Origin of the sequence: Nocardioides agri (assembly GCF_013778305.1) — a bacterium.
In the GTDB taxonomy this organism is placed as follows: domain Bacteria; phylum Actinomycetota; class Actinomycetes; order Propionibacteriales; family Nocardioidaceae; genus Nocardioides; species Nocardioides agri.
In genome coordinates this window covers 1,012,696-1,038,080 of sequence record NZ_JACEIC010000002.1, presented here as the reverse complement: position 1 = coordinate 1,038,080, position 25,385 = coordinate 1,012,696, and the positions used below count along the sequence as shown (strand labels likewise).

At 72.6% G+C, this 25,385-nt stretch carries 22 protein-coding genes; 7 read left to right on the top strand and 15 right to left on the bottom strand.

The features are described 5' to 3' along the window. Genes HZF07_RS09555 through deoC form a run of 4 tightly spaced genes read right to left on the bottom strand, consistent with a single transcriptional unit; the run spans position 1 to position 3,889 of the window. Entirely contained in the window at positions 1–597 is a 597-nt protein-coding gene (locus HZF07_RS09555; protein ID WP_157341201.1) for an ATP-binding protein, read from the bottom strand. Beyond that, a complete protein-coding gene (locus HZF07_RS09550) occupies positions 587–1,456 on the bottom strand; it encodes an aldehyde dehydrogenase family protein (protein ID WP_181644992.1) in 870 nt (289 codons plus the stop codon). The genes HZF07_RS09555 and HZF07_RS09550 overlap by 11 nt, the downstream gene beginning before the upstream one ends. Continuing rightward, positions 1,453–2,898: an aldehyde dehydrogenase family protein gene (locus tag HZF07_RS09545; protein WP_157341199.1), complete on the bottom strand. Its 1,446-nt coding sequence runs from the start codon at positions 2,896–2,898 to the stop codon at positions 1,453–1,455. The genes HZF07_RS09550 and HZF07_RS09545 overlap by 4 nt, the downstream gene beginning before the upstream one ends. A 4-nt stretch (positions 2,899–2,902) precedes the next feature. After that, positions 2,903–3,889 (bottom strand): deoxyribose-phosphate aldolase, encoded by a 987-nt coding sequence (gene deoC, locus HZF07_RS09540; protein WP_309504677.1) that lies wholly within the window; start codon positions 3,887–3,889, stop codon positions 2,903–2,905. Between the two features lie 52 nt (positions 3,890–3,941). Between deoC and HZF07_RS09535 the strand changes: the two genes are divergently transcribed. Continuing rightward, entirely contained in the window at positions 3,942–4,553 is a 612-nt protein-coding gene (locus HZF07_RS09535; protein ID WP_157341195.1) for a hypothetical protein, read from the top strand. Here the strand turns inward: HZF07_RS09535 and HZF07_RS09530 are convergent, their stop codons facing one another. After that, a complete protein-coding gene (locus HZF07_RS09530; RefSeq protein WP_157341193.1) occupies positions 4,554–6,191 on the bottom strand; it encodes a phospho-sugar mutase in 1,638 nt (545 codons plus the stop codon). Positions 6,192–6,209: 18 nt separating this feature from the next. Between HZF07_RS09530 and HZF07_RS09525 the strand changes: the two genes are divergently transcribed. Next, positions 6,210–6,659 (top strand): SRPBCC family protein, encoded by a 450-nt coding sequence (locus HZF07_RS09525; RefSeq protein WP_181644991.1) that lies wholly within the window; start codon positions 6,210–6,212, stop codon positions 6,657–6,659. Here HZF07_RS09525 and HZF07_RS09520 read toward each other — a convergent pair. Next, positions 6,629–7,624, bottom strand: coding sequence for an aldo/keto reductase (locus HZF07_RS09520; RefSeq protein ID WP_157341191.1), 996 nt, complete (start codon positions 7,622–7,624; stop codon positions 6,629–6,631). The two genes, HZF07_RS09525 and HZF07_RS09520, sit on opposite strands and share 31 nt — an antisense overlap. Before the next feature lie 8 nt (positions 7,625–7,632). Then, positions 7,633–8,025, bottom strand: coding sequence for a MerR family transcriptional regulator (locus tag HZF07_RS09515; protein WP_181644990.1), 393 nt, complete (start codon positions 8,023–8,025; stop codon positions 7,633–7,635). Positions 8,026–8,201: 176 nt separating this feature from the next. Here HZF07_RS09515 and HZF07_RS09510 point away from each other — a divergent pair, with 176 nt between their 5' ends. Beyond that, positions 8,202–9,458, top strand: a complete 1,257-nt coding sequence (locus tag HZF07_RS09510) for an HNH endonuclease signature motif containing protein (protein ID WP_157341187.1) — start codon at positions 8,202–8,204, stop codon at positions 9,456–9,458. A 207-nt stretch (positions 9,459–9,665) separates the two neighbouring features. On the opposite strand, the gene HZF07_RS09505 is transcribed toward HZF07_RS09510, so the two are convergent. Genes HZF07_RS09505 through HZF07_RS09495 form a run of 3 tightly spaced genes read right to left on the bottom strand, consistent with a single transcriptional unit; the run spans position 9,666 to position 11,640 of the window. Next, the gene (locus HZF07_RS09505) at positions 9,666–10,346 is read right to left on the bottom strand and encodes a biliverdin-producing heme oxygenase (RefSeq protein ID WP_157341185.1); all 681 of its coding nucleotides are present in this window, start codon (positions 10,344–10,346) and stop codon (positions 9,666–9,668) included. Positions 10,347–10,351: 5 nt separating this feature from the next. After that, positions 10,352–11,164, bottom strand: a complete 813-nt coding sequence (locus HZF07_RS09500) for a purine-nucleoside phosphorylase (RefSeq protein WP_181644989.1) — start codon at positions 11,162–11,164, stop codon at positions 10,352–10,354. A 23-nt stretch (positions 11,165–11,187) separates the two neighbouring features. Further along, positions 11,188–11,640, bottom strand: a complete 453-nt coding sequence (locus tag HZF07_RS09495) for a gamma-glutamylcyclotransferase family protein (protein ID WP_181644988.1) — start codon at positions 11,638–11,640, stop codon at positions 11,188–11,190. A 59-nt stretch (positions 11,641–11,699) separates the two neighbouring features. On the opposite strand from HZF07_RS09495, the gene lpdA reads away from it, so the two are divergent. The 4 genes from lpdA to HZF07_RS09475 all read left to right on the top strand — a co-directional run bounded on the left by lpdA (position 11,700) and on the right by HZF07_RS09475 (position 16,992). Beyond that, positions 11,700–13,097 carry a dihydrolipoyl dehydrogenase gene (gene lpdA, locus HZF07_RS09490; protein ID WP_181644987.1) on the top strand — a complete coding sequence of 466 codons (1,398 nt, stop codon included), beginning with the start codon at positions 11,700–11,702 and terminating at the stop codon, positions 13,095–13,097. Positions 13,098–13,108: 11 nt separating this feature from the next. Next, positions 13,109–14,503, top strand: a complete 1,395-nt coding sequence (locus HZF07_RS09485) for an NAD(P)H-quinone dehydrogenase (RefSeq protein WP_157341184.1) — start codon at positions 13,109–13,111, stop codon at positions 14,501–14,503. Between the two features lie 46 nt (positions 14,504–14,549). After that, positions 14,550–15,710, top strand: a complete 1,161-nt coding sequence (locus tag HZF07_RS09480; RefSeq protein WP_157341182.1) for a SpoIID/LytB domain-containing protein — start codon at positions 14,550–14,552, stop codon at positions 15,708–15,710. A gap of 94 nt (positions 15,711–15,804) precedes the next feature. Further along, positions 15,805–16,992 (top strand): SpoIID/LytB domain-containing protein, encoded by a 1,188-nt coding sequence (locus HZF07_RS09475; RefSeq protein WP_157341180.1) that lies wholly within the window; start codon positions 15,805–15,807, stop codon positions 16,990–16,992. Here the strand turns inward: HZF07_RS09475 and HZF07_RS09470 are convergent. The 5 genes from HZF07_RS09470 to HZF07_RS09450 are packed head-to-tail and all read right to left on the bottom strand — an operon-like array spanning position 16,976 to position 25,353. Then, positions 16,976–18,148 carry a benzoate/H(+) symporter BenE family transporter gene (locus HZF07_RS09470; protein ID WP_157341178.1) on the bottom strand — a complete coding sequence of 391 codons (1,173 nt, stop codon included), beginning with the start codon at positions 18,146–18,148 and terminating at the stop codon, positions 16,976–16,978. The genes HZF07_RS09475 and HZF07_RS09470 overlap by 17 nt on opposite strands. Positions 18,149–18,154: 6 nt before the next feature. After that, positions 18,155–21,541, bottom strand: a complete 3,387-nt coding sequence (locus HZF07_RS09465; RefSeq protein WP_157341176.1) for a pyruvate carboxylase — start codon at positions 21,539–21,541, stop codon at positions 18,155–18,157. Between the two features lie 25 nt (positions 21,542–21,566). Next, positions 21,567–23,057, bottom strand: coding sequence for a PH domain-containing protein (locus tag HZF07_RS09460; protein WP_157341174.1), 1,491 nt, complete (start codon positions 23,055–23,057; stop codon positions 21,567–21,569). Next, entirely contained in the window at positions 23,054–23,542 is a 489-nt protein-coding gene (locus HZF07_RS09455) for a PH domain-containing protein (protein ID WP_157341172.1), read from the bottom strand. Before HZF07_RS09455 ends, HZF07_RS09460 begins: the two co-directional genes overlap by 4 nt. Before the next feature lie 20 nt (positions 23,543–23,562). Further along, positions 23,563–25,353 carry an acetyl/propionyl/methylcrotonyl-CoA carboxylase subunit alpha gene (locus tag HZF07_RS09450; RefSeq protein ID WP_157341170.1) on the bottom strand — a complete coding sequence of 597 codons (1,791 nt, stop codon included), beginning with the start codon at positions 25,351–25,353 and terminating at the stop codon, positions 23,563–23,565. Positions 25,354–25,385 lie beyond the last annotated feature (32 nt).

Sequence of the window (25,385 nt, the reverse complement as noted above, 5' to 3'; positions counted from 1 at the left end):
TCATGACCGAAGCGCCACCGCGGCGGCGAACGCCTGGTCCGGGGTCATCGGGGTGCAGCCCTTCTCGACCGCGTTGGCGACCACCCGGCGCTGGTCGCGCATCAGCGCGAGGCCGCGCCGGACCAGCACTATCGGTGGCTTGCGGTGCTCGCGCAGGTCGCGGGTCAGGCGTCGCCAGAAGGTCACCATCGGGTGCTGGCGCACGCAGTACGCTGCCGCCAGCAGCCCGGCCTCAGCGCAGTGGGACACGATCTCCTGGGCGAAGATCCCCTCGGCGATGAAGAGCTCCTGCCCCGCCAGGTCGAGGGTCTGCCAGCCGCAGCGCCCGTTCTGGGCGATCTCGTAGATCGGCACGTCCGCCCGGCCGGTCCGGCACAGCTCGTCGAGCGCCGCCATCGCGTCCTCGAGCAGCCACGACGCGGGGTCGTCCCAGTCGACGATCCCGGCGTTCGCGCCGTCCGTGATGAGCGGCAGCGTCGGGTCGCCGCCGCTCTTGTAGAAGTCGTCGAGACGGAGCACCGGGAGACCGATCCGCTCGGCGAGACGAGACTTGCCGGCCCCCGAGGGGCCGGCAAGGACGATGACCTTAGACGCCAATCGGGTGCCAGACCGTCTTGGTCTCCAGGAAGGCGGTCATCGGCTCCAGCCCGGGCTCCGCCGACCAGTCCGGCTCCGCGGCGGGCGCGCGCCGGACCCGCTTGAGGTTGTCCGCTGCCGCGACCTCGAGGTCGGTCGCCAGGGCCGGCTCGCCGGCGACGCCGACCAGGTCGATCGCGTTGACGTCCATGTGTGCGGCCAGCCAGGGCGCGACGGTAGCGGCCGAGCCGGTCAGGACGTTGACGACACCACCGGGCACGTCGGAGGTCGCGAGGACCTCGGCGAACGTCACGGCCGGCAGCGGCCGCTCGTAGGAGGACACCACGACGACGGTGTTGCCGGTGACGACGACCGGAGCGACCACGCTGACCAGGCCGAGCAGTGACGACTCCTGGGGGGCGAGCACGGCCACGACGCCGGTGGGCTCGGGCGAGGAGAGGTTGAAGTACGGTCCGGCGACGGGGTTGGTGTTGCCCAGCACCTGGGTCACCTTGTCGGCCCAGCCGGCGTACCAGACGAGGCGGTCGATCGCCTCGTCCACGACCTTGTCGGCGCGGGCGGCGCTCAGCCCCTCGGACTGCACGACCGCCTGCACGAACTGCGGGCGACGGTCCTCCATGATCTCGGCGATCCGGTAGAGGATCTGGCCGCGGTTGTACGCCGTGCGGCCGGACCAGCCGCCGAACGCCTTGCGAGCGGCGCCGACGGCGTCGCGCGCGTCCTTGCGGGACGCGAGAGAGGCGTTGGCCACGAACTTCCCCTTGCTGTCGAGGACCTCGTAGGAGTACCCGGACTCGGAGCGGGGGAACGCGCCCCCGATGTAGAGCTTGTAGGTCTTGCGGACGTCGATGCGGCTCACTTGAGGTACCCCTCCAGACCGTGGCGGCCGCCCTCGCGGCCGTAGCCCGACTCCTTGTAGCCGCCGAAGGGGCTGGTGGGGTCGAACTTGTTGAACGTGTTGGCCCACACCACGCCGGCGCGCAGCTTGTCGGCCATCGAGAGGATCCGGGAGCCCTTGTCGGTCCAGACGCCGGCCGAGAGGCCGTACGGCGTGTTGTTGGCCTTCTCGACGGCCTCGGCGGGCGTGCGGAAGGTGAGCACCGACAGCACGGGGCCGAAGATCTCCTCGCGGGCGATCCGGTGGGCCTGGGAGACACCGGTGAAGATCGTCGGCGGGAACCAGTAGCCCTTGGCCGGCAGGTCGCACGCGGCCGCCCAGCGCTCGGCGCCCTCGGCGTCGCCGACCTCCGAGAGCTCGCGGATCCGGTGCAGCTGCTCGGCGGAGTTGATCGCGCCGATGTCGGTGTTCTTGTCGAGCGGGTCGCCCATGCGCAGCGTCGACATGCGGCGCTTGAGCCGCTCGAGGAGCTCCTCGAACACGCTCTCCTGCACCAGGAGGCGGGAGCCTGCGCAGCACACGTGGCCCTGGTTGAAGAAGATGCCGTCGACGATGCCCTCGACGGCCTGGTCGATCGGGGCGTCGTCGAAGACGATGTTGGCGGCCTTGCCACCGAGCTCGAGGGTGACCCGCTTGTCGGTGCCGGCGACCGCCCGGGCGATGGCCTTGCCGACCTCGGTGGACCCGGTGAAGGCGACCTTGTCGACGCCGGGGTGGCTCACGAGCGCCTGGCCGGTGGCGCCGGCGCCGGTGATGATGTTGACGACGCCCGGCGGCAGGTCCGCCTGCTGGCAGATCTCCGCGAAGAGCAGCGCGGTCAGCGGCGTGGTCTCGGCCGGCTTCAGCACGACCGTGTTGCCGCAGGCGAGGGCCGGCGCGATCTTCCACGCCAGCATGAGCAGCGGGAAGTTCCACGGGATCACCTGACCGGCGACGCCCAACGGCTGCGGGTCGGCCCCGCGCCCGGCGTACTCCAGCTTGTCGGCCCAGCCGGCGTAGTAGAAGAAGTGCGCGGCGACGAGCGGCACGTCGACGTCGCGGGACTCCTTGATCGGCTTGCCGTTGTCGAGCGACTCCAGGACCGCGAGCTCGCGGGCCCGCTCCTGGATGATCCGCGCGATGCGGTAGAGGTACTTGGCGCGCTCGCGGCCCGGCATCCTCGACCAGACCTTGTCGTAGGCCTTGCGGGCCGCCTTGACCGCGGCGTCCACGTCGGCCTGGTCGGCCTCGGCGATCTCCGCGAGCACCTCCTCGATGGCGGGGCTGAGGGTCTTGAAGGCCGCGCCGTGGCCGTCGACGAACTCGCCGTTGACGAAGAGGCCGTAGGACGGCTTGATGTCGACGATGCTGCGCGACTCGGGGGCGGGCGCGTACTCGAACGCAGCGCTGGTGGTCTTGGCCATGGGATCAGTCCAACGTGAAGTAGTCGGGGCCGGAGTAGCGGCCGGTCGTCATCTTGGTGCGCTGCATCAGCAGGTCGTTGAGGAGCGTCGAGGCGCCGAACCGGAACCAGTCGGGGTCGAGCCAGTCCTGGCCGACGACCTCGTTGACCATCACGAGGTACTTGATGGCGTCCTTCGAGGTGCGGATGCCGCCCGCAGGCTTCACGCCGACCATCGTGCCGGTCTGGTCCCGGAAGTCGCGCACCGCCTCGAGCATGACCATCGTGACCGGCAGCGTGGCGGCCGGCTGCACCTTGCCGGTGGACGTCTTGATGAAGTCGGCGCCGGCCATCATCGCCAGCCAGCTCGCGCGGCGGACGTTGTCGTAGGTCTGGAGCTCACCGGTCTCGAAGATCACCTTGAGGTGGGCGTCGTGCCCGTCGGGGCGGGCGCAGGCGGCCTTGGTCGCCACGATCTCGTCGAAGACCTGCTGGTAGCGGCCCGCGAGGAAGGCGCCCCGGTCGATGACCATGTCGATCTCGTCGGCGCCGGCCTCGACGGCGTCGCGGGTGTCGGCCAGCTTGATGTCGAGCGCGGCGCGGCCGCTGGGGAACGCCGTGGCGACAGCGGCGACCTTGACGCCGGAGGAGCCGAGGGTCTCCTTCACCGTCGCGACCATGTCGGGGTAGACGCACACCGCGGCGACCTGCGGGCAGGTCGGGTCGGCGGGGTCGGGCCGCATCGCCTTGGCGGCGAGCGCGCGGACCTTGCCAGGCGTGTCCTGGCCCTCCAGGGTCGTCAGGTCGACCATCCGGATCGCGAGGTCGATCGCGTAGGCCTTGGCACTGGTCTTGATGGAGCGGGTGCCGAGCCCGGCGGCGCGGGACTCGGCGCCGACCTGGTCGACGCCGGGGAGGCCGTGCAGGAAGCGCCGCAGCGACGCGTCCGTTCGGGTCACGTCCTCGAAGCCGGAGCCCTGCGCCTGGCCGGGAGTGGTGGAGGTGGCGGTCACCGACCCAGCATAGGGTTGGCCGAGCCCGCCGCCACAACCCAGAGAGTGCGCCATGCCTGAGCAGGACCACGACGCCGTCGTCGAGCGTTTCCCGGCGACCAGTGGCCGCTTCAGCGGGGTGCTCGGACTCGTGCTGGTCAGCGTCTTCCTGGTGCTGTCCGTGCTGGCCTGGGACCCCGGCCGGCCGTTGGGGGTCGCCATCCTCTCCGTGCTCGGTGCCGTCCTCATCTGGGCCGTGCTCCTGCGCCCGGCGGTCTGGTCCGATGGCCGCGCGCTCGTGCTGCGAGGCATCTTCCACACCACGCGCATCCCGCTCGCCGCGATCGACAGCGTGATCGTCACCCAGGTGCTCGCGATCCGGGTCGGCGAGCACCGCTACACCTCGCCCGCGATCGGCTACACCGCCCGCCAGAACACCAAGCGGCGGCTGAAAGGCCGCTCGAACGACGACCTGCCCCGGCCCGAGGAGACGCTCGTGGCCCAGGCCTTCGTCGAGTCCCGGATCCGGCACCTCGCCCAGGACACCCGGGAGCGCACAGGCGTGCGCCAGGGCTCGCCGGAGCAGGCGGCGCTGGCCGCCGCCGTACGCCGTACCTGGGCGTGGCCGGAGCTCGCCGCCGTCGCGCTTCTCGCCCTCGGCTGGATCGTCTGGCTGGCGAGCTGACTAGATCCCCGCGGCCTTCTTGATGCCGTCGCGGATCGCGTCGAGCCGGCCGGCAGCGGCGATGCGGGCGGCGTCCACGCCGTCCTCGGGACGCACCGGCACGACGACCTCGAGGTAGCACTTGAGCTTGGGCTCGGTGCCGCTCGGTCGGACGATGACCCGCGCACCCTCGGCGAGCCGGTAGCGCAGCCCGTCGGTCGGCGGCAGCTCGGCACTGCCCTGCGCGAGGTCGTCGACGCGCTCGACCGCGAGCCCGCCCAGCTCGGTCGGGGGAGTGGCGCGCAGCCGCGCCATCGCGGCGGCGATCTCACCGAGGTCGGTGACCCGCACCGACAGCTGGTCGGTCGCGTGCAGCCCGTGCGCGAGCGCGATGTCGTCGAGCACGTCGACGAGCGTGCGGCCCTCGGCCTTGGCGGTGGCGGCCAGCTCGCAGAGCACGAGCAGCGCGGAGACGCCGTCCTTGTCCCGGACGTGGTCGGGGTCGACGCAGTAGCCGAGCGCCTCCTCGTAGCCGAAGGCGATGCCGTCGACCCGGCTGATCCACTTGAAGCCGGTCAGCGTCTCGGCGTACGGCTGCCCGGCGGCGGTCGCGAGCTTCCCGAGCAGGCTCGAGGAGACGATGCTGCACGCGTAGGTGCCCTGCTTGCCCTTCTGGAGCAGGGCGTGCGCCAGCAGCGCGCCGACCTCGTCGCCACGCAGCATCCGCCACCCGTGCGGGCCTGGGACGGCGGCCGCGCACCGGTCGGCGTCGGGGTCGTTGGCGACCACCAGGTCGGCGCCGCGCTCCTCGGCGAGGGCCATCGCGAGGTCCATCGCGCCGGCCTCCTCCGGGTTGGGGAAGGCCACGGTCGGGAACTCCGGGTCCGGCTCGCGCTGCTGCTCGACGACGCCCGGCGCGCTGAAGCCCGCGGCCTCCAGCACCCGGGCGACGGTGTCGCCGCCGACCCCGTGCAGCGGGGTGTAGACGGTGCTCAGGTCGCGCGGACCGTCACCGACCAGCGCGGTCACGCTGGCGAGGTAGCGGTCGAGCAGGTCGTCGCCGAGCACGGTGCCAGCGTCGCCGCGGGGCACGTCGGCCAGCGGGCCGACCGCCGCGATCCGGGAGGCGATCTCCGCGTCGGCCGGCGGCACGATCTGGCTGCCGTCGCCGAGGTAGACCTTGTAGCCGTTGTCGCGCGGCGGGTTGTGGCTCGCGGTCACCATCACGCCGGCCGCGCACCCGAGGTCGCGGATGGCGTAGGCCAGCACCGGCGTGGGGAGCGGGCGGGGGAGGACGTACGCCGTGAAGCCGGCGCCGGTCATCACCTCGGCGGTGTCGCGGGCGAAGACGTCGGAGTTGTGCCGCGCGTCGTACCCGATGACGACGCTGCCGCCCGCGTGCCCGGTGTCGCGCAGGTAGGTCGCCAGCCCGGCCGCGGCGCGGGTGACGACCACGCGGTTCATCCGGTTCGGGCCGGCCCCGAGCTCGCCGCGCAGCCCCGCCGTCCCGAACTCGAGGGTGCCGTCGAAGCGGTCGGCCAGGTCGGCGCCGTCCCGCCCGGCCTCGACGTCGGCGATCACGGCCTCGAGCTCGGCGCGCGTCTGCGGGTCGGGGTCTTCTGCTGCCCAGGCCCGAGCGGCCGCGAGGAGGTTGCTCATAGGGGGCACGATACGAGGGTGAGCGCCACCTTCGCCTTCTCCTCCGCCTGGGAGGTGCCGGCCCCGCCGCCGGCCGTGCACGCGGCACTCGTCGATCTCGAGCGCTACCCCGACTGGTGGCCGCAGGTCGTCGCGGTCGCCTCGCTCGGGCCCGACCACGCCCGGGTGCTGTGCCGCTCGGTGCTGCCGTACACGCTCGACCTGGTGCTGCACGCCGTCGACCGGTCCCCGGAGCGGCTCGAGGTGGAGCTGTCCGGGGACCTGGCCGGCTCGGTCGTCTTCGGGCTGTCCTCGACCGGTGGCGGCACCCGCCTCGACTTCGCCCAGGAGGTGCGGGTGCGCCGAGGCTGGCTCGGCGCGGCGTCGTACCTGGGCCGGCCGGTGCTGCGGTGGAACCACGAGCGGATGATGCGCGGCTGCCGCGACGGGCTGCAGGCTCAGCTGTCGATCGACGACATGTCGCCGTAGCGCTCGCCCACGACCGCGCCGCGCGGGACCGCCTTCTCGAGCGCCGCGAGGTCCTCTGCGCTGAGCTCGACCTGGGCGCTGCCGACGTTCTCCTCGAGGTAGCGCACCCGCTTGGTGCCCGGGATCGGGACGACGTCGTCGCCCTGGGCGAGCACCCAGGCGAGCGCGAGCTGGCCCGGCGTGCAGCCCTTCTCGTCGGCGATCGCTCGGATCGCGTCGACGAGCGCGAGGTTGGCGCGCAGGCCCTCGCCGTTGAGGCGGGGGAAGTACGCCGTGCGCCGCGAGTCGTCCTCGTCGAGCGAGTCCTCCGACGTGAGCGCGCCGGTCAGGATGCCGCGGCCGAGCGGCGAGTAGGGCACCAGCCCGATGCCGAGCTCGCGGATCGTCGGCAGGATCTCGTCCTCGAGGTCGCGGGTGAACAGCGAGTACTCGGTCTGGAGGGCGGTGATCGGGTGCACCGCGTGGGCGCGCCGGATCGTCTCGGGCGCCGCCTCGGACAGGCCCAGGTGCCGGACCTTGCCGGCCTCCACGAGCTCCTTCATCGCGCCGACGGTGTCCTCGATCGGCACCGTCTTGTCGACGCGGTGCTGGTAGTAGAGGTCGATGTGGTCGACGCCGAGGCGCTGCAGCGACGCGTCGCACGCGGAGCGCACGTACTCCGGCCGGCCGTTGATGCCCAGCCGGCGGCCGTCGGGGCTGCGCTCGTTGCCGAACTTGGTGGCCAGCTGGACGTCGTCGCGGCGGCCGGCGATCGCCTTGCCGACGAGCTGCTCGTTGGTGAAGGGCCCGTACATGTCCGCGGTGTCCAGGAACGTGACGCCGAGGTCGAGGGCGCGGTGGATGGTCGCGATCGCCTCGCCCTCGTCGCCCCGCCCGTAGAACTCCGACATGCCCATGCAGCCGAGGCCGAGGGCGGAGACGGTCAGCGGAGACGTGGTGCCGAGCGTGCGCTGGTGAAGGGTCATGCCTCCACTCAAGCGCTTGGAGTGCGCTCCAGGTCAAGGCCGGCGAGCTTCTCGGTGTAGATCCCGATCTTGCGGTCGATCGCGCCCAGGTGCTCCTGGACCTCGGCGAGCTGCGCGAGCACGTGACGGCGGTGGGTGCGCAGGAGGTCGAGCCGGTCCTGCTCGGTGCCGTCCCCGGCGCGCACCAGCTCGGCGTACCGGCGCACGTCGCGGATCGGCATGCCGGTCCCACGCAGGCAGTTGAGCAGCGTGATCCAGGTCAGGTCGGCGTCGGTGTAGCGCCGGTGCCCGGTCGCCGAGCGTCCCACCGGGCGCAGCATCAGCCCGTCCCGCTCGTAGTAGCGAAGCGTGTCGGGCGTGAGGGCCGTCGACTCCGCGGCCTCGGCGATCGAGTAGGTCACGCCACAGTGTCGGCCTTGGAGTGCGCTCCAGGTCAAGCGCTTGTTGTTCGGCTTGCGGGTCCGCTGTGGCGCGGGCCGATAGGCAGCGAAGCGGGTGCGGCGGGCGCGGGCCGAAGTTCCCGAAAAGAATCTCACCAACTCCTAGAACGTATGATCGAATAGATGTAGAATGTGGTATGGCCCGACGCCCCACCACCGCACTCGCCGATCCGGTGCTGGCGGCTGCCCGCGACGCCGCCCGTGTTGAGGTGCTGGCGGCGGCGCGGAAGTTCGAGCTGGCCGCCACCTGGGCGGCGATGCACCCCGCCCCGGTCACCGACCCCGTGGTGACGGACACAGGCGTGGTGGAGATGTACGGCGACCAGCCAGTGACCCTGGCCGGGGAGGGCGCGCCCGGGATGAGCGAGTTCGCGGTCGCCGAGTTCGCCGCCGCCGTCGGCATCTCCACGGCCGCGGGACGGAACCTGATCGGTGCCGCGCTGGAGTGCCGCCACCGGCTGCCGCGGGTCTGGGCGCGGGTGATGGCCGGTGAGGTGCCGGTGTGGAAGGTCCGCCGGCTCACCGAGCAGACCCACCGCCTCCCGATGACCGGCGCCGCCTACGTCGACCGGCACCTCGCACCGGTGCTGGACTCCTGCTCCTACGCCCAGATCGAGCGCGCCGTGGAGACCGCGTGCGCCCAGACCGAGGACGAGAAGGCCGAGCTCGACCGCCTCGATGCCGCCGCCACCGAGTTCTTCCAGGTCCGGTTGGGCGATGCGCACCTCAACAACGGCCGCGTGCCCGTGGACGGGCTCCTGGACTACCCGGTCGCGCTCGCCCTCGAGCAGGCGCTCCAGGCCGGCTCGCACCACCTGCTCACCGAGCACCCCGACCTGTCCCTGGACCATCGCCGCGCCCTGGCCCTCGGCCACCTCGCCGCCGGCGGCAGTGGGAGTGCCGGCGTGGCGGAGGTGGTGGTCTACGCCCACCACACCCCGGCCGAGGGCCACGGCATCATCGACGTCGAAGGCACCCGTGGGCCTGGCCACGTCACGATCGAGCAGCTCACCGACTGGTGCCGCCACATCGCCACCAAGGTCACCATCCGCCCGGTCCTCGACCTGGACACCGAGCTCACCACCGACGCCTACACGCCCACCGCCACCCAGCGGGAGCAGGCGGTCCTGACCAACCCCACCTGCGTGTTCGCCCACTGCGCCCGGTCCGCCCGGGCCTGCGACCTCGACCACATCGAACCCTGGCATCCCAGCGGTGCCGGCGGCGCGACGACCTCCTGGAACCTGGCGCCCCTGTGTCGCCTGCACCACCGGATGAAGACCCACGGCCACTGGACCTACCGACGCCTCACCCGCACCCGCTTCGAGTGGACCAGCCCGTCGGGCGACGTCTACGACGTCGACCGCACCCTCACCCGACGACGAACCCGCTGACCCTCACCCCACCCGCTTCGGTTGGTGGGGCCACAGTCATGTCCGTCGTGTTCTTTCGGCGGTGACCACCGCACCCGGGCCGCAGCGGCGCACGAGCCGAGCCCCGGGCCGCCACCACCGTTCCGACGAGCCAAGCGACCGCAACCACGTATCCCGTCCCCGCGTCACCCACGGTGACCACAGACCACCGCGCCGCTGCGCAGATCCTCAGCGCGCGTACGCCGCCAGGTTCTCGCCCAGCTCGGCGAAGAGCGCGCGGTTGAGGCGGAAGGCCCCGCGGACCTCCTCGACGACGCGGGCCGTCTCGTCAGCGGTGAGGTCGAGCGCGTCGAGGCGGGCGCGGTAGCCGTCCTTGTAGACCTTCGGCTTCCCGACCTCCGGGAAGTCGTAGAACGCGATGCCGGCCCCGTCGAGGTCGAACGTGCGGTCGAGGATGCGGCCGATCGCCTGACCGCCGGAGAGGTCGCCGAGGTAGCGCGTGTAGTGGTGGGCGACGAGCAGGGTCGGCCACTCGTCGGCGGCCGTGCACAGGCGGGCGCAGTAGGCGTCGGTGGCGGGGGAGGCGACGGTGCGGTCGACCCCGGGCGACCAGTGGTCGAGGTCGGCGTCGATCGCGGCGAGCCGCTCGAGTGCGGCGTCGTGGACCGCGGCCACGGCGGGCTCGTGGTGGTGGGCGCGGACGACGGCCTCCATGACGGCGTAGACCCGGCGCAGCCGGAGCAGGTAGTCGGCGTACCCCCGCTCGTCGACGCGGCCACCGAGCAGCTCGGACATGAACGCGGAGTCCTCCGCGGCGCGGTGCTCGGCCTGCGAGCCCTCGCGCATCGCCACGGACAGGGTCGGCTCCGTGGTGGGCTCGCCGTGCCGCACCACGCGGACTGCTCGCATCGCCATCAGATGCGGGGGACGACCTGCCCGAGGAGGCTGCCCATCCTGGACGCGGCCGCGCGGCCGGCATCGAGGACCTCCTCGTGGTTGAGCGGCTGGTCGCTGATGCCCGCGGCGAGGTTGGTGACCAGGCTGATGCCGAGCACCTCCATGCCGGCCTCGCGGGCCGCGATCGCCTCGAGCGTGGTGCTCATGCCGACGAGGGTGGCGCCGAGGACACCGGCCATCCGGACCTCGGCAGGGGTCTCGTAGTGGGGACCGGGGAACTGCGCGTAGACGCCCTCGTCGAGCGTCGGGTCGACCTCGCGGCACAGGTCGCGCAGGCGCAGGCTGTAGAGGTCGGTGAGGTCGACGAAGTTCGCACCGACGATCGGGCTCCGCCCGGTGAGGTTGATGTGGTCACTGATCAGGACCGGCGTCCCCGGGGTCCAGGTCGGCTTCAGCCCTCCGCACCCGTTGGTCAGCACGATCGCGCGGCAGCCGGCGCGGGCCGCCGTACGCACGCCGTGGACCACGGCGGCGACGCCCCTGCCCTCGTAGTAGTGGGTGCGGCTGAGGAAGACCAGCAGCTGCTTGTCACCGGACCGGACCGAGCGGATCTTGCCGGAGTGGCCCGCGACCGCGGCGGCGCTGAAGCCCGGCAGGTCGGTGGTGCTGATCTCCGCGGTGGCCTCGCCGAGTGCGTCGACCGCGGGGAGCCAGCCGGAGCCGAGCACGAGCGCCACGTCGTGGCGCTCGACTCCGGTCAGCTCGGCGAGCCGCAGGGCGGCGTCGGCGGCGAGCTCGTAGGGGGACTCGGGGGCTGCTGCATGACTCACCCGCGTGACTCTAGTGTCTGCGTCTAGTGCTCGATCGAGCGGCAGGGGCGCTGCCGGAGGGCGGCGACGTAGTCGTCGGGGGCGTCGGCGGCCTCGGCCGCGTCGGCCAGCACGCCGAGGTACGACGCCGACGGGAGCCCGCCCTCGTAGGCGTCGAGGACGTAGGTCCAGGCGACGACCGAGCCGGTGAGGGTCGCGACCCGGACGCGGGTCTTGCGGTAGAGACCGGAGTCTGCGGCCTCCCAGCCGTCGAGCGCCGACTCGTCCTCGCGGGTGACGTCGTAGACCGCGACGAACACCTGGTCGATCGGGTCCTCGACGATCGTCGAGAGGGCGCCGTCCCAGCCGTGCTCCTCGCCACCGAACGTGAGCCGCCAGCCCTGCACCCAGCCGGTGGTCGACAGCGGGGAGTGGGGGCACCGCTCGCCCATCCGGGCGGGATCCATGTTGCTCCCGTAGGCGGCGTACAACGTCACGCGGGAAGACTAAAGCACCAATTGAGGGTGCCACGCCCCACGTCAGTAGGCTGGCAGCCGTGACCACGCACTTCAACGTCCTCGTCCTCGGTGCCGGCCCCGGTGGGTACGTCGCCGCGATCCGCGCAGCCCAGCTCGGCCAGACGGTCGCCGTCGTCGAGGAGAAGTACTGGGGAGGCGTCTGCCTCAACGTCGGGTGCATCCCGTCCAAGGCACTGCTCCGCAACGCGGAGATCGCGCACATCATCACGAAGGAGAAGGACACCTTCGGGATCAGCGGCGACGCGACCATGGACTTCGGCAAGACCCACGCGCGCAGCCGCGGCGTCGCCGAGGCCAGCGCCAAGGGCGTGCACTACCTGATGAAGAAGAACAAGATCACCGAGATCGACGGCTGGGGCACCCTCAAGTCGGCCACGTCGATCGAGGTCGACAAGGACGGCAACAAGTCGTCCTACACCTTCGACAACCTCATCATCGCCACCGGCGCGAAGGTCCGGATGCTGCCGGGCATGAGCAAGAGCCAGAACGTCGTGACCTACGAGGAGCAGATCCTCGACAGCGGCCTGCCCAAGAGCATCATCATCGGCGGCTCCGGCGCGATCGGCGTCGAGTTCGCCTACGTGCTCACCAACTTCGGCGTCGACGTGACGATCGTCGAGTTCCTCGACCGGATGGTGCCGACCGAGGACGCCGACGTGTCCAAGGAGCTGCTCAAGCACTACAAGAAGCTCGGCGTGAAGGTGCTGCTCTCCACCAAGGTCGAGCAGGTCGAGGACACCGGCAGCGGCGTCCGCGTCACCGTCAGCCCCGCGAACGGCGGCGACAGCCAGGTGCTCGAGGCCGACCGGATGCTCGCGGCGTTCGGCTTCGCGCCGCGCATCGACGGCTACGGCCTGGACGTCGCCGGCGTCACCGTCTCCGACCGTGGTGCGATCGAGGTCGACGCCCGCGGCCGCACCAACGTGCCGCACATCTTCGCGATCGGCGACGTGACCGGGAAGCTGATGCTCGCCCACACCGCCGAGGCGATGGGCGTCGTCGCGGCCGAGACGATCGGCGGCGCGGAGACCATGGAGATCAACTTCGACATGATCCCGCGCGCGACGTTCTGCCAGCCGCAGATCGCGTCGTTCGGCTACTCCGAGGCGCAGGCCAAGGAGAAGGGGTACGACGTGAAGGTGTCGACGTTCCCGTTCTCGGCCAACGGCAAGGCCCGCGGCATGGCCGAGGGTGTCGGCTTCGTCAAGATCGTCGCCGACGCCGAGCACAACGAGATCGTCGGCGCGCACATGATCGGCCCCGAGGTCACCGAGCTGCTGCCGGCGCTGACGCTGGCCCAGCAGTGGGACCTGACCGCCGACGAGGTCGCCCGCAACGTCTTCGCCCACCCGACGCTGTCGGAGGCGATGAAGGAGGCCGTCGAGGGCATCGCCGGCCACATGATCAACCTGTGACGGGCGCGAGCATGAGCGAGCGCGTCGTCATCGTCGGCGGCGGCCCCGGCGGCTACGAGGCGGCCCACGTGGCCGCCCAGCTGGGCGCCGAGGTCACGATCGTCGACACCGACGGCGTGGGCGGCTCCGCGGTGCTCACCGACTGCGTGCCGAGCAAGACGCTGATCGCCACCGCCGAGGTGATGAGCGAGCTCTCCGGTGCGGCCGAGCTCGGGGTGCAGTTCCACGACGCCGAGGGCGACGCCGCGACCTCGATCCGGGTCGACCTGGCCCGCGTCAACCACCGGGTGAAGGCGCTCGCCGCCAGCCAGTCCGAGGACATCGAGCGCCGGCTGACCCGCGACGGCGTCACGCTCGTCAAGGGCCGCGGCCGCCTCGACGGCCCGGGTCGGGTCGTCGCGACGGCGCCCGACGGCACCGAGCAGACGCTCGAGGCCGACGCTGTCCTGCTGGCCACCGGCGCTGCGCCCCGCACGCTGCCGACCGCGCAGCCGGACGGCGAGCGGATCCTCACCTGGGAGCAGGTCTACGACCTCACCGAGGTGCCGACCGAGCTGATCGTCGTCGGCTCCGGCGTCACCGGCGCGGAGTTCGCCAGCGCCTACCTCAACCTCGGCATCCCGGTCACGCTGGTCTCCAGCCGCGACCGGGTGCTGCCGGGCGAGGACGCCGACGCCGCCATGGTGCTCGAGGACGTGCTCACCCGCCGCGGGATGAACGTGCTCTCGAAGTCGCGGATGGAGTCGGTGACCCGCGAGGGCGACGTCGTCACCGTTGCGCTCACCGACGGCCGCACGGTCCAGGGCTCGCACTGCATCCTCGCGCTCGGTTCGGTGCCCAACACCGAGGGCCTCGGGCTCGAGGAGGCGGGCGTGATCACCAAGAACGGCGGCTTCGTCAACGTCGACCGGGTCTCCCGCACGTCCGCGCGCGGGGTGTACGCCGCCGGCGACTGCACCGGCGTCCTCATGCTCGCGAGCGTCGCGGCCATGCAGGGTCGGATCGCGATGTGGCACTTCCTCGGCGACGCGGTGCACCCGCTCGACCTCAAGAAGGTCTCCTCCAACGTCTTCACCGCGCCCGAGATCGCCACCGTCGGCTGGTCGCAGCAGGCGGTCGACGCGGGGGAGATGCAGGCCGAGATCGTCACATTGCCGCTCTCCGGCAACCCGCGCGCCAAGATGCAGGGTGTCCGCGACGGCTTCGTCAAGCTGCTCTGCCGCCCGGGCACCGGCATCGTGGTCGGCGGCGTCGTGGTCGGGCCCCGCGCCAGCGAGCTGATCCACCCGGTCTCCATCGCGGTCGCCGAGTCGCTGACCGCCGACCAGCTCGCGCAGGCGTTCACGGTCTACCCCTCGATGAGCGGGTCCCTGGCCGAGGCCGCACGGCGCCTGCACCACGTCTGACCTCCGCTACCCTGGCTGGCCCGCACCCCTCTCGGGAGGACACCGCATGCTGATCCGGCGCGCCGCCGCACCCCTGATCGCTCTCGCCCTCGCCGTCCCGCTCACCGTGGGCGTCGCAGCCGCCGAGCGCCCCGAGCGTCGTGGCCCGGCGACCGTGACGTTCACGGGCACCGGCTGGGGGCACGGCGTCGGCCTGTCGCAGTACGGCGCCCGCAACCGCGCCAACGCCGGACACACCTACCGTCAGATCCTGCGGGCCTACTACCCCGGCACGACGTGGGGGAGGACCGGCGGCGTGGTCCGGGTCCGGCTCGACGCCGACACGACCAAGGACGTGCAGGTGCTGGCGATGCCGGGCCTGAAGCTCCAGCAGGTCGGCAAGCGCGCACAGCGCCGGCTGCCCGCCACGGTCAAGAGCAAGCAGGTCCAGCGCTGGCGGATCGTGCCCACGGCGGCGGGCTCGAAGGTCCAGTGGAAGGCGCGCGGCGCCTGGCGCGGCTGGAAGTCGCTGAGGTCGGACGCGCAGTTCACGGCGCGCGGCCCGATCACCCTCGTCACCCCCGGCGGCCGCGCGGCCTACCGCGGTGCGCTGCGCGCCACCCACCGCGACACGGTCAACGTCGTCCCGCTCGAGGGCTACCTGCGCGGGCTGGTGCCCAACGAGATGGCGGCGGAGTGGCCGGCGCAGGCCGTGCGCGCCCAGGCCGTCGCGGCCCGCACCTATGCGGCGTACGAGCGCCGCGACCACCGCAGCGACTACTACGACACCTGCGACACCGACGCCTGCCAGGTCTACAGCGGCTACGACGGCGAGCACCCGCAGTCCAACGCGGCGGTACGGGCGACCGGCCGGCAGGTGCTGACCTACGGCGGCGGGCTCGCGTTCACCCAGTTCTCGTCCAGCAACGGTGGCTACACCGTCGCCGGCAGTGTGCACGGCCAGCCGGTGCCCTACCTGCCTGCCCGGCCTGACCCGTTCGACCACGGCCACCCCGACGACCCGTGGAGCGTCACGGTCCCCGCCGCGGACATCACCCGCAACTGGGCCGACACCGGCGACCTCGTGTCGATCGAGGTGCTGGCGACGGACGCCGGCGGCCGGGTGACCCAGCTCCGGGTGACCGGCACCGGCGCCGTGCACGACGTCTCGGGCGAGACGTTCCGGTCTTGGCTGGGCCTGCGCTCGACGCTGTTCAGAATTACATAACTGTAGTTCTCAGGTTCACATTGCGGAGCGATGTGACCCGTGGTGCGATGGGCTGCCTTCGCCCCATCCGTCACAACGACCCCAGAGGCCACCCATGCATCGCGCGTTCGCGCCCGCTCTCGCGGGCCTGCTGACCGGTGTCCTCGCGCTGCCCGGCAGCGCCGTCGCCGACGTCGCCCCGGACACCTGGACGGTGCCGGCGAGCGCGCGCATCACGATCACCGGCCACGGCTACGGGCACGGCCACGGGATGTCGCAGTACGGCGCGGAGGGCGCCGCCCGGATGGGCCTGACCTACCAGCAGATCGCCGAGTTCTACTACGCCGGGACGACCTGGGGCACGACCCGCGGCCGGATCCGCGTGCAGATCACCGCCGACACCACGCCCGCCGACCTGGTCGTCCGCGCCCGCCCGGGCCTCACGCTGCGCGACAGCGCGGTCCCCGGTCGCGTCGCGCTCCCCGACAACGGAGCCACCCAGTGGCGCGTCGACGTGGGTGCCGCCGGCAGCGCCGTCTCCTACCTCACCGACACCTGGCACCCGTTCGGCACGCTGGCAGGACGCGGTGAGTTCTTCGCCGGGGGCAAGCCGATCACGCTGGTCACGCCCGCCGGCGAGCGCGCCTACCGGGGCCGCCTGCGCACGGCCGTGACCAGCAGCGGCGCGGCCGTGACCGTCAACGCGCTCGGCATCGAGAGCTACCTCCGCGGGGTCGTACCGCTGGAGATCCCGGCGTCGTGGAGCCCCGAGGCGGTCCGCGCCCAAGCAGTCGCGGCCCGCACCTACGCGGCGTACGAGCGGGCGCACCCGCGGGCGTCGGTCTTCCAGATCTGCGACACCACCTCCTGCCAGGTCTACGGCGGGTACGACGCGGAGCACTGGGCCGCCAACGAGGCGATCCGGGCGACGCGGGGCCAGGTCCTGACCACGGGCGACGGGCCGGCGTTCACCCAGTTCGGGTCCAGCAACGGTGGCTGGAGCGCCGCCGGGTCGGCGCCCTACCTGTCCGCGCGCGAGGACCCCTACGACGGCTGGACCGGCAACCCCGTGCACACCTGGACCGTGCGGCTCGACGACACCGCGATCGAGAAGCGGTGGCCGAAGGTCGGCGACCTCACCGGCATCGCGGTCACCAGCCGCGACGGCAACGGCGAGTGGGGTGGCCGCGTGCGGTCGCTGACGCTCACCGGCACCGCCGGCACGGTCGTCGTGTCCGGGGACACCCTCCGCTCGGCGCTGGGCCTCCGGTCGACCTGGCTGACGTTCAGCGTGGCGAGCTGACCCGTCGGGAGGCCCCGAGCAGCGGGCGGAGCACCAGCCCGGCGACCAGCGCCCAGAACGCCGCACCCACGCCGAGCACGGTGATCCCGGACGCCGCCACGAGGAAGCACACGGCCGCGGCCTCGCGCTCGTGCTCGTCCGCGAGCGCGCCGGCGAGCGAGGAGCCGAGGGTGCCCAACAGCGCGAGGCCGGCCGCCGCCTGCATGACGCCACCGGGCGCGGCGGCGACCAGGGCGGCGAGCGCGGCGCAGCCGAGAGCGAGCACCAGGTAGCACACCGCCGCGGATGCCGAGGCGACCCAGCGCCGGGCCCGGTCCGGCCCCGCCATCGGCCCGGCGGTCATCGCCGCCGTGATCGCCGCCAGGTTGATCGCATGGCCACCGAACGGCGCACCGACGAGCGTGCCGAGCCCGGTCACCGTCATGGCCTCCCGCCACGGCACGGTGTAGCCGTAGCTGGCCGTGACCGCGACGCCGGGGACGTTCTGCGACGCCATCGTGACGATGTAGAGCGGGATGCCGATGCTGACGACGGCGGGCAACGTCCAGTGCGGCGTGGTCCAGGTCAGCGACGGCACCAGGTCGGCGGTGTCGACCGACGAGCCGGCCGTGACCAGCACGACGACCACGGCGACGGCGAGCGAGACCGGCACCGCCCAGCGGCGCGAGACGCGGTGCATGACCAGCCAGGCCAGCACGACGGGCCCGACGTACGCCGGGGAGTCGGCCAGGCCGATCACCGGCTCCAGGCAGATCGGCACCAGCACCCCGGCGAGCATGGCCCGCGCGAGCGAGGTCGGGATCCGGGCGATCAGGTCGCCCAGCGCCGGGACGAGCCCGGTCAGCAGGATCAGCACGCCGGCGACCACGAACGCGCCGACCGCTGCCGCCCAGCCGCCGGTGGCCGCGCCGGTCGAGAGCAGCAGCGCCGCGCCGGGCGTCGACCAGGCGAGGGCGAAGGGCGACCGGTGCCGCAGCGCGAGCCACAGCATGCCGAGCGCCAGCGTCACGCAGAGCGCGAGGATGCCCGACGCCGCCTGGTCCGGGGTCGCGCCGACGGCCGCCAGCCCCGCCAGGACCACGACGAAGGAGCTGCTGAAGCCGACGACCGCAGTGACGATGCCGGTGACGACCGGCGTGCCGTGGTGGTCGGTCATCGGGGACTAGCTGAGCACCAGCACCAGGTCGCCGCCGTCGACGGCCTGGGTGCCGGAGAGGGCGATCCGCTCGACCGTGCCGGCCGCCGGGGCCGTGATCGAGGCCTCCATCTTCATCGCCTCGATCGTCGCGACCGTCTGACCGGCCTCGACCTCGTCACCCTTCTCGACCACGACCGTGACGACGCCCTGGAACGGCGCGGCGACGTGGCCCGGCTGGCTGGTGTCGGCCTTCTCCGCGGCGGCGACGTCGGCGGCGATGCTGCGGTCGCGCACGTTGATCGGGCGCAGCTGGCCGTTGATCGTGGCCAGGACCGTGCGGATGCCGCGCTCGTCGGCGTCGCTGATCGCCTGGAGGCCGAGGATCAGGGTCTTGCCCTCCTCGAGCTCGACCGCGTGCTCCTCGCCCTGCCGCAACCCGTAGAGGTACTCCCGCGTGGGCAGCACCGAGAGGTCGCCGTACGTCGCCCGCGACTCGGAGAACTCGCGCGTCGGGCCGGGGAAGAGCAGCTCGTTGAGCGTCCGGCGGCGGGTGGCGCTCTCGCCGTTCAGGCCCTCCTGCTGCTCGGCGGTCAGCGACTCCATCGGCGGCTTGTGGGTGCGGCCCTCGAGCGCCTTGGTGCGGAACGGCTCGGGCCAGCCGCCCGGCGGGTCGCCGAGCTCGCCGTTGAGGAAGCCGATCACCGAGTCGGGGATGTCGAACCGGCCGGGGTTGTCGGCGAACTCGGTCGGGTCCGCCCCGACGGCCACCAGGTGCAGGGCGAGGTCGCCGATCACCTTCGACGACGGCGTGACCTTGGGGATGTTGCCGAGGATGTCGTTGGCCGCGGCGTACATGTCCTCGATCTGCTCGAACTTCTCGCCGAGGCCCAGCGCGATCGCCTGCTGGCGCAGGTTGGAGAGCTGGCCGCCGGGGATCTCGTGGCGGTAGACGCGGCCGGTCGGTGCGGGCAGCCCGGACTCGAAGGGTGCGTAGACCCGGCGGGTCGCCTCCCAGTAGGGCTCGAGGGCGTTGACCGCCGCCAGCGACAGCCCGGTCTCGCGGTCGCTGTGGTCGGTCGCCGAGACCAGGGCCGACAGCGGTGGCTGCGACGTCGTGCCGGCCATCGACGAGGTGGCCGCGTCGACGGCGTCCACCCCGGCGTCGATCGCCGCCATCAGGGTGGCGAGCTGGCCGCCGGTGGTGTCGTGGGTGTGCAGGTGGACCGGCAGGTCGAAGCGCTCCCGCAGCGCGGTCACCAGCGTGCGTGCGGCGGGCGCCCGGAGCAGCCCGGCCATGTCCTTGATCGCGAGCACGTGCGCGCCGGCCTCGACGATCCGGTGGGCCATGCGCAGGTAGTAGTCGAGCGTGTAGAGCCGCTCCCCGGGGTCCGACAGGTCGCCGGTGTAGCAGAGCGCCACCTCGGCGACGGCGGTGCCGGTGGACCGCACCGCCTCGATCGCCGGGCGCATCTGCTCGACGTCGTTGAGGGCGTCGAAGACCCGGAAGACGTCGATGCCGGTGGCGGCCGCCTCCTCGACGAAGGCGACGGTCACGTCGGTCGGGTACGGCGTGTAGCCGACCGTGTTGCGGCCGCGCAGCAGCATCTGGAGGCAGATGTTGGGCACCGCCTGGCGCAGCGCGGCGAGCCGCTCCCAGGGGTCCTCGGAGAGGAACCGCAGAGCCACGTCGTACGTCGCGCCGCCCCAGCACTCGAGCGACCACAGCTCGGGTGTGGTGCGGGCGACGTGGCCGGCGACGGCCAGCAGGTCGCGGGTGCGGACCCGGGTCGCCAGCAGCGACTGGTGCGCGTCGCGGAACGTCGTGTCGGTGACCGCCACGTCGCGCTGGGCGCGCAGCCGGCGCGCGAACTCCTCGGGGCCGACCGAGAGCAGCAGCTGCCGACTGCCGTCCGGTGGCGGCACGTCCAGCGCGACGGCCGGGAGCTTGCTCGTCGGGTCGATGCTGACCGGCGCGGGGCCGTAGGGCTGGTTGACCGTGACGTCGGCGAGGTAGGTGATCAGCTTGCTGCCGCGGTCGCCCGAGCCGCGGGCCTGCAGCAGCTGCGGGTGCGTCTCGATGAACGAGGTGGTGACCCGGCCGCCGGCGAAGTCGGGGTCGGCGAGCACCGCCTGCAGGAACGGGATGTTGGTGGAGACGCCGCGGATGCGGAACTCCGCGACCGCGCGCTGCGCCTTCTCGACCGCCTTGTCGAAGGTCCGGCCACGGCAGGTCAGCTTCGCGAGCATCGAGTCGAAGTGCGCGGACACCTCCGCGCCGGTGTACGTCGTGCCGCCGTCGACGCGCACGCCCGGGCCGCCGGGGGAGCGGTAGGTCGTGATCACGCCGGTGTCCGGGCGGAAGTTGTTGGCCGGGTCCTCGGTGGTGATCCGGCACTGGAGCGCGGCACCGCGCAGCCGCACGCCGTCCTGGGAGAGCCCGAGGTCCGCGAGGGTCTCGCCGGAGGCGATCCGCATCTGGGACTGGACCAGGTCGACGTCGGTGACCTCCTCGGTCACGGTGTGCTCGACCTGGATGCGGGGGTTCATCTCGATGAAGACGTAGTTGCCGTGCGGGTCGAGCAGGAACTCGACCGTGCCGGCGTTGCGGTAGCCGATCTCCTTCGCGAAGCGCACGGCGTCGGCGCAGATCCGGTCCCGCAGCTCGGGGTCGAGGTTCGGGGCGGGCGCGATCTCGACGACCTTCTGGTGCCGGCGCTGGACCGAGCAGTCGCGCTCGAAGAGATGGATGACGTTGCCCGCGCCGTCGGCGAGGATCTGCACCTCGATGTGGCGCGGGTCGACCACGGCCTGCTCGATGAAGACCGTCGGGTCCCCGAAGGCACCCTCGGCCTCGCGCATGCAGGTCTCGACCGCCTCGCGCAGCAGCGCGGGCTCGTCGACGCGGCGCATGCCGCGCCCACCGCCGCCGGCGACGGCCTTCACGAACAGCGGGTACGGCAGCTCGGCGGACGCGTCGACCAGCGCGTCGACGTCGGTGGACGGCGCCACGCTCGCCAGCGTCGGCACGCCGGCGGCCTTGGCCGCGGCGATCGCGCGGGCCTTGTTGCCGGTCAGCTCCAGCACGTCGGAGGTCGGTCCGATGAACGTGATGCCCGCGTTGGCGCACGCCTCGGCCAGCGCCGGATTCTCCGAGAGGAAGCCGTAGCCGGGGTAGACGGCGTCCGCGCCGGCCCGCAGGGCGACGGCGACGATGGCCTCCGGGTCGAGGTAGGCCCGCACCGGGTGGCCGCGCTCGCCGATCTCGTAGGCCTCGTCGGCCTTCAGGCGGTGCTCGGACCAACGGTCCTCGTGCGGGAAGACGGCGACCGTGCGGGCGCCCAGCTCGTACGCCGCCCGGAACGCGCGGATCGCGATCTCGCCACGGTTTGCCACCAGCACCTTGGAGAACATGGCGCTCACCGTATAAGTCGCTGGCTCAGCCTGCTGTGGTGGAGGTCTCCGGCGAGACGAGGAACTGCCCGACCAGGTCGGCGTGCGCGGCGTGGGCGACCGCCACCGCTGCCTCGTCGGGCACGTCGAGCACGGTCACGGACTGCCGTCCGCCGGCCGTGGTCGCGACCAGCGTCGTGAGCCCGGCGCGGCGCTGGAACCACGTGGCGCGCAGGTTCCACCCGATGACGCCCGGCACCGCGAGGGCCTCCCGGCGCCGGTCCAGGCTGCCGGAGCGGGCCACCACGTGGCCGGCGGTCAGTGCGTGCCCGAGCGCGCTCGCCCGGTCCCGGGCGAGCAGGAGCGCGGCGGGCACGACCAGGGCGACGGCCAGCCACCACCGCGAGACGTCGCCGACGGCGACCAGGGCACCGGCGGCGGCGACGACCACCAGTGCCGGACCGACGGCACGGACGTAGCGGCGGCGTACGGCGCGCGGCCCGTGCGCCGTCAAGGGCCCGCTGAGGGGGGCGTCGGTGCCGAGGACCTCGAGCGCGACGGCGTGGACGACGGCCCGCGGGCACGGCGGCGCCAGCAGGGAGCTGCCCGAGTCGCTGCGGTCCAGCCCGGTCACGATCGCGGAGACCCGCGCGCCGCGGGCGAGCCGGAGCCCGAGCGGCTCCGCGACGCTGACCCCGCTGACCCGCTCGTCGTCGACGGTCGTCTCGCGGGTGGTGAGCAGGCCGCGGCGCAGGTGCCAGGCGCCCCGGCCTGCCGGCCCGGTGTGGGAGAGGGTGAAGCCCCAGTTGGTCACGACGTACCCGACGATCGCGAGCGCGGACACCGCGGCCAGCAGCAGGACCAGCCCGATCGGCACTGCGATCCAGACCGACCATCCAGACGCGTTGCGGGCCAGGCCCTCGGCGTCGAGCCGCTCGAACCCACCGACGCTGTTCATCGCCTGGGCGGCGACGCCGAGCGCACCCGCGGCCAGCACCAGCCCGCTGGTGGTGAGCGGGGCGAAGCGGACCCACGCGGGATCGAAGCGGACGACGGTGCGGTCGCTGCCCGCGGCCTGCGCATCGTGGTCGAGCCCGAGCAGCTCCGCGCGCAGCCGACGGGCGCGGTCGACCGGCAGGCCGTCGAGGTCGAGGCGGTCGTCGTCGTCCGTGGAGGCGGTGCCGGTCCCGATCCGGACGGTGCTCAGGCCCAGCACCCGGTGGGTGAGCGAGGCAGTCACGTCGACGGTGCGGACCCGGTCGAGCGGCGTGGAGAGCAGGTGCCGGTTGAGGAGCCCGCGCCGCAGCTCGATCCGCTCGGCGGTGAGCCGGAAGTACGTCGTGAAGTAGCGCAGCACGCCGAGCCCGACGGGGATCGCGATGCCGATGCCGTGCCACCAGTCCGTGCGTCCGGCCGCCGTGCCGGCCACGAAGATCGCGAACAGGGCCGGCAGGAAGCGGACCAGCTCGCGGACCGGGTGCACCAGCAGCATCCGCGGGTCGAGCCGGTGCCACTCGTCTTGGTCGGGCTCGGTCACGTGGCGTCACCGGGGACGGTGTCGGCCTGCACCGTCAGCCGGTCGACCAGCGCGAGCGCCTCGTCGCGATCGAGGCCCACGATCTCGAGCGCACCGGCGGCCGAGGCCGTGGTGACCGTGACGGTCGCGAGCCGGAACAGCCGGGCGATGGCGCCCTCGGCGTGGTCGACGGTCTGGATCCGCGACATCGGGGCGATCCGGCGCTCGCGGACCCACCAGCCGGTCTGGGTGTAGACGGCGGTCGCGGTGACCTCCCAACGGTGCACGCGGTAGCGCCAGAGCGGCACCACGACGACGTACGCCGCCGCAACGGCCGCGAGCACGCCGACAGCCCAGGCGGGGACCGGCAGCCACCCGGTCACCGGGCCGACGACGGCGGCGGCGGCGACGACCGCCAGCGCTCCGATCCCGGCCGAGGTGGCCCACATCAGGCGCGCCCGGGGGCTGACCCGCTGGGCAGGCTCGCGCAGGCGGGGCTCGGGCATGACCCGAGGCTAGCGGGGGCTCAGTCCTTGATCTCGCAGATGACGGCACCGTTGCCGACGGTCTGACCGACCTCGGCCTGGAGGCCCGTCACGGTGCCGGCCTTGTGGGCCTTGAGCGGCTGCTCCATCTTCATCGCCTCGATGACCACCACGGTGTCGCCGTCCGCGACCTCCTGGCCCTCCTCGACGACGACCTTGACGATCGTGCCCTGCATCGGACTGGTGACCGCATCGCCGCTGGCGGCCGCGCCGGCCTTCTTGCCCGCCGCGCGCTTGGGCTTCTTCGCCGCCGCGGCACCGCCCGCGGACAGCCCACCGAGACCCGCCGGGATGACGACCTCGACGCGCTTGCCGCCGACCTCGACGACGACGGCCTGACGCTCCTCGGCGTGCGCCGCCTCGGCCGAGTCGCCGGCGTAGGGCTGGATCTGGTTGTCGAACTCGGTCTCGATCCACTGGGTGTAGACGTCGAACGTCGAGCCGTCGCCGATGAAGGCGGGATCGCGGACGACCGCCTGGTGGAACGGGATGACCGTGGGCATGCCGTCGACGACGAACTCGTCCAGTGCCCGGCGCGAGCGCTCCAGCGCCTGGGTGCGGTCGCGGCCGGTGACGATCAGCTTCGCGATGAGGGAGTCGAACGAGCCCGGGATGGTCTGGCCGTTCTCGTAGCCGCCGTCGACGCGGACGCCGGGACCGCTCGGCGGGCTCCAGGCCGAGAGAGTGCCGGGGGCCGGCATGAAGTTGCGGCCGCCGTCCTCGGCGTTGATGCGGAACTCGATGGAGTGGCCCCGGATCTCCGGGTCGTCGTAGCCGAGCTCCTCGCCGGCCGCGATGCGGAACATCTCGCGGACCAGGTCGATGCCGGTGACCTCCTCGGACACGCAATGCTCGACCTGGAGGCGGGTGTTGACCTCGAGGAAGGAGATCGTGCCGTCCTGGGCGACCAGGAACTCGCAGGTGCCGGCGCCGTAGTAGCCGGCCTCCTTCAGGATCCGCTTGGAGGACTCGTAGAGCTCGCCGAGCTGCTCGTCGGTGAGGAACGGCGCGGGCGCCTCCTCGACCAGCTTCTGGTTGCGGCGCTGGAGCGAGCAGTCGCGGGTGGAGACCACGACGACGTTGCCGTGCTGGTCGGCCAGGCACTGGGTCTCGACGTGGCGCGGCTTGTCGAGGAACTTCTCGACGAGGCACTCGCCACGGCCGAACGCCGTCACCGCCTCGCGGACCGCCGACTCGTAGGCGTCGGGGATCTCCTCGAGCGTGCGGGCGACCTTGAGGCCGCGGCCGCCGCCGCCGAAGACGGCCTTGATCGCAACCGGGAGGCCGTTGGCCTTCGCGAACTCGACGACCTCGTCGGCGTCCTTGACCGGGTCCTTGGTGCCGGGAGCCAGCGGGGCGTTGGCCCTGTCGGCGATGTGCTTGGCCTTGGCCTTGTCGCCGAGCGCCTCGATCGCCGCCGGGGGCGGCCCGATCCAGATGAGGCCGGCGTCGATCACGGCCTGGGCGAAGTCGGCGTTCTCGGCGAGGAAGCCGTAGCCGGGGTGCACGGAGTCGGCGCCGGACCGCTCGGCCACCGCGATGATCTTGGCGATGTCGAGGTAGGAGTCCGCCGGGGTCGCGCCACCGAGCGAGTGCGCCTCGTCGGCCAGCCGCACGAAGACCGCGTCGCGGTCGGGCTCGGCGTACAAGGCGACGCTGCCGATCCCGGCGTCCTTGCAGGCCCGGACCACCCGCACCGCGATCTCGCCGCGGTTCGCGATGAGGACCTTCTGCAACGGCTTCGACTCCGGCACCTGCGACTCCTGCTCCATGCGTGGGGAAGGTCTGGGAAAGGAAGGGATCT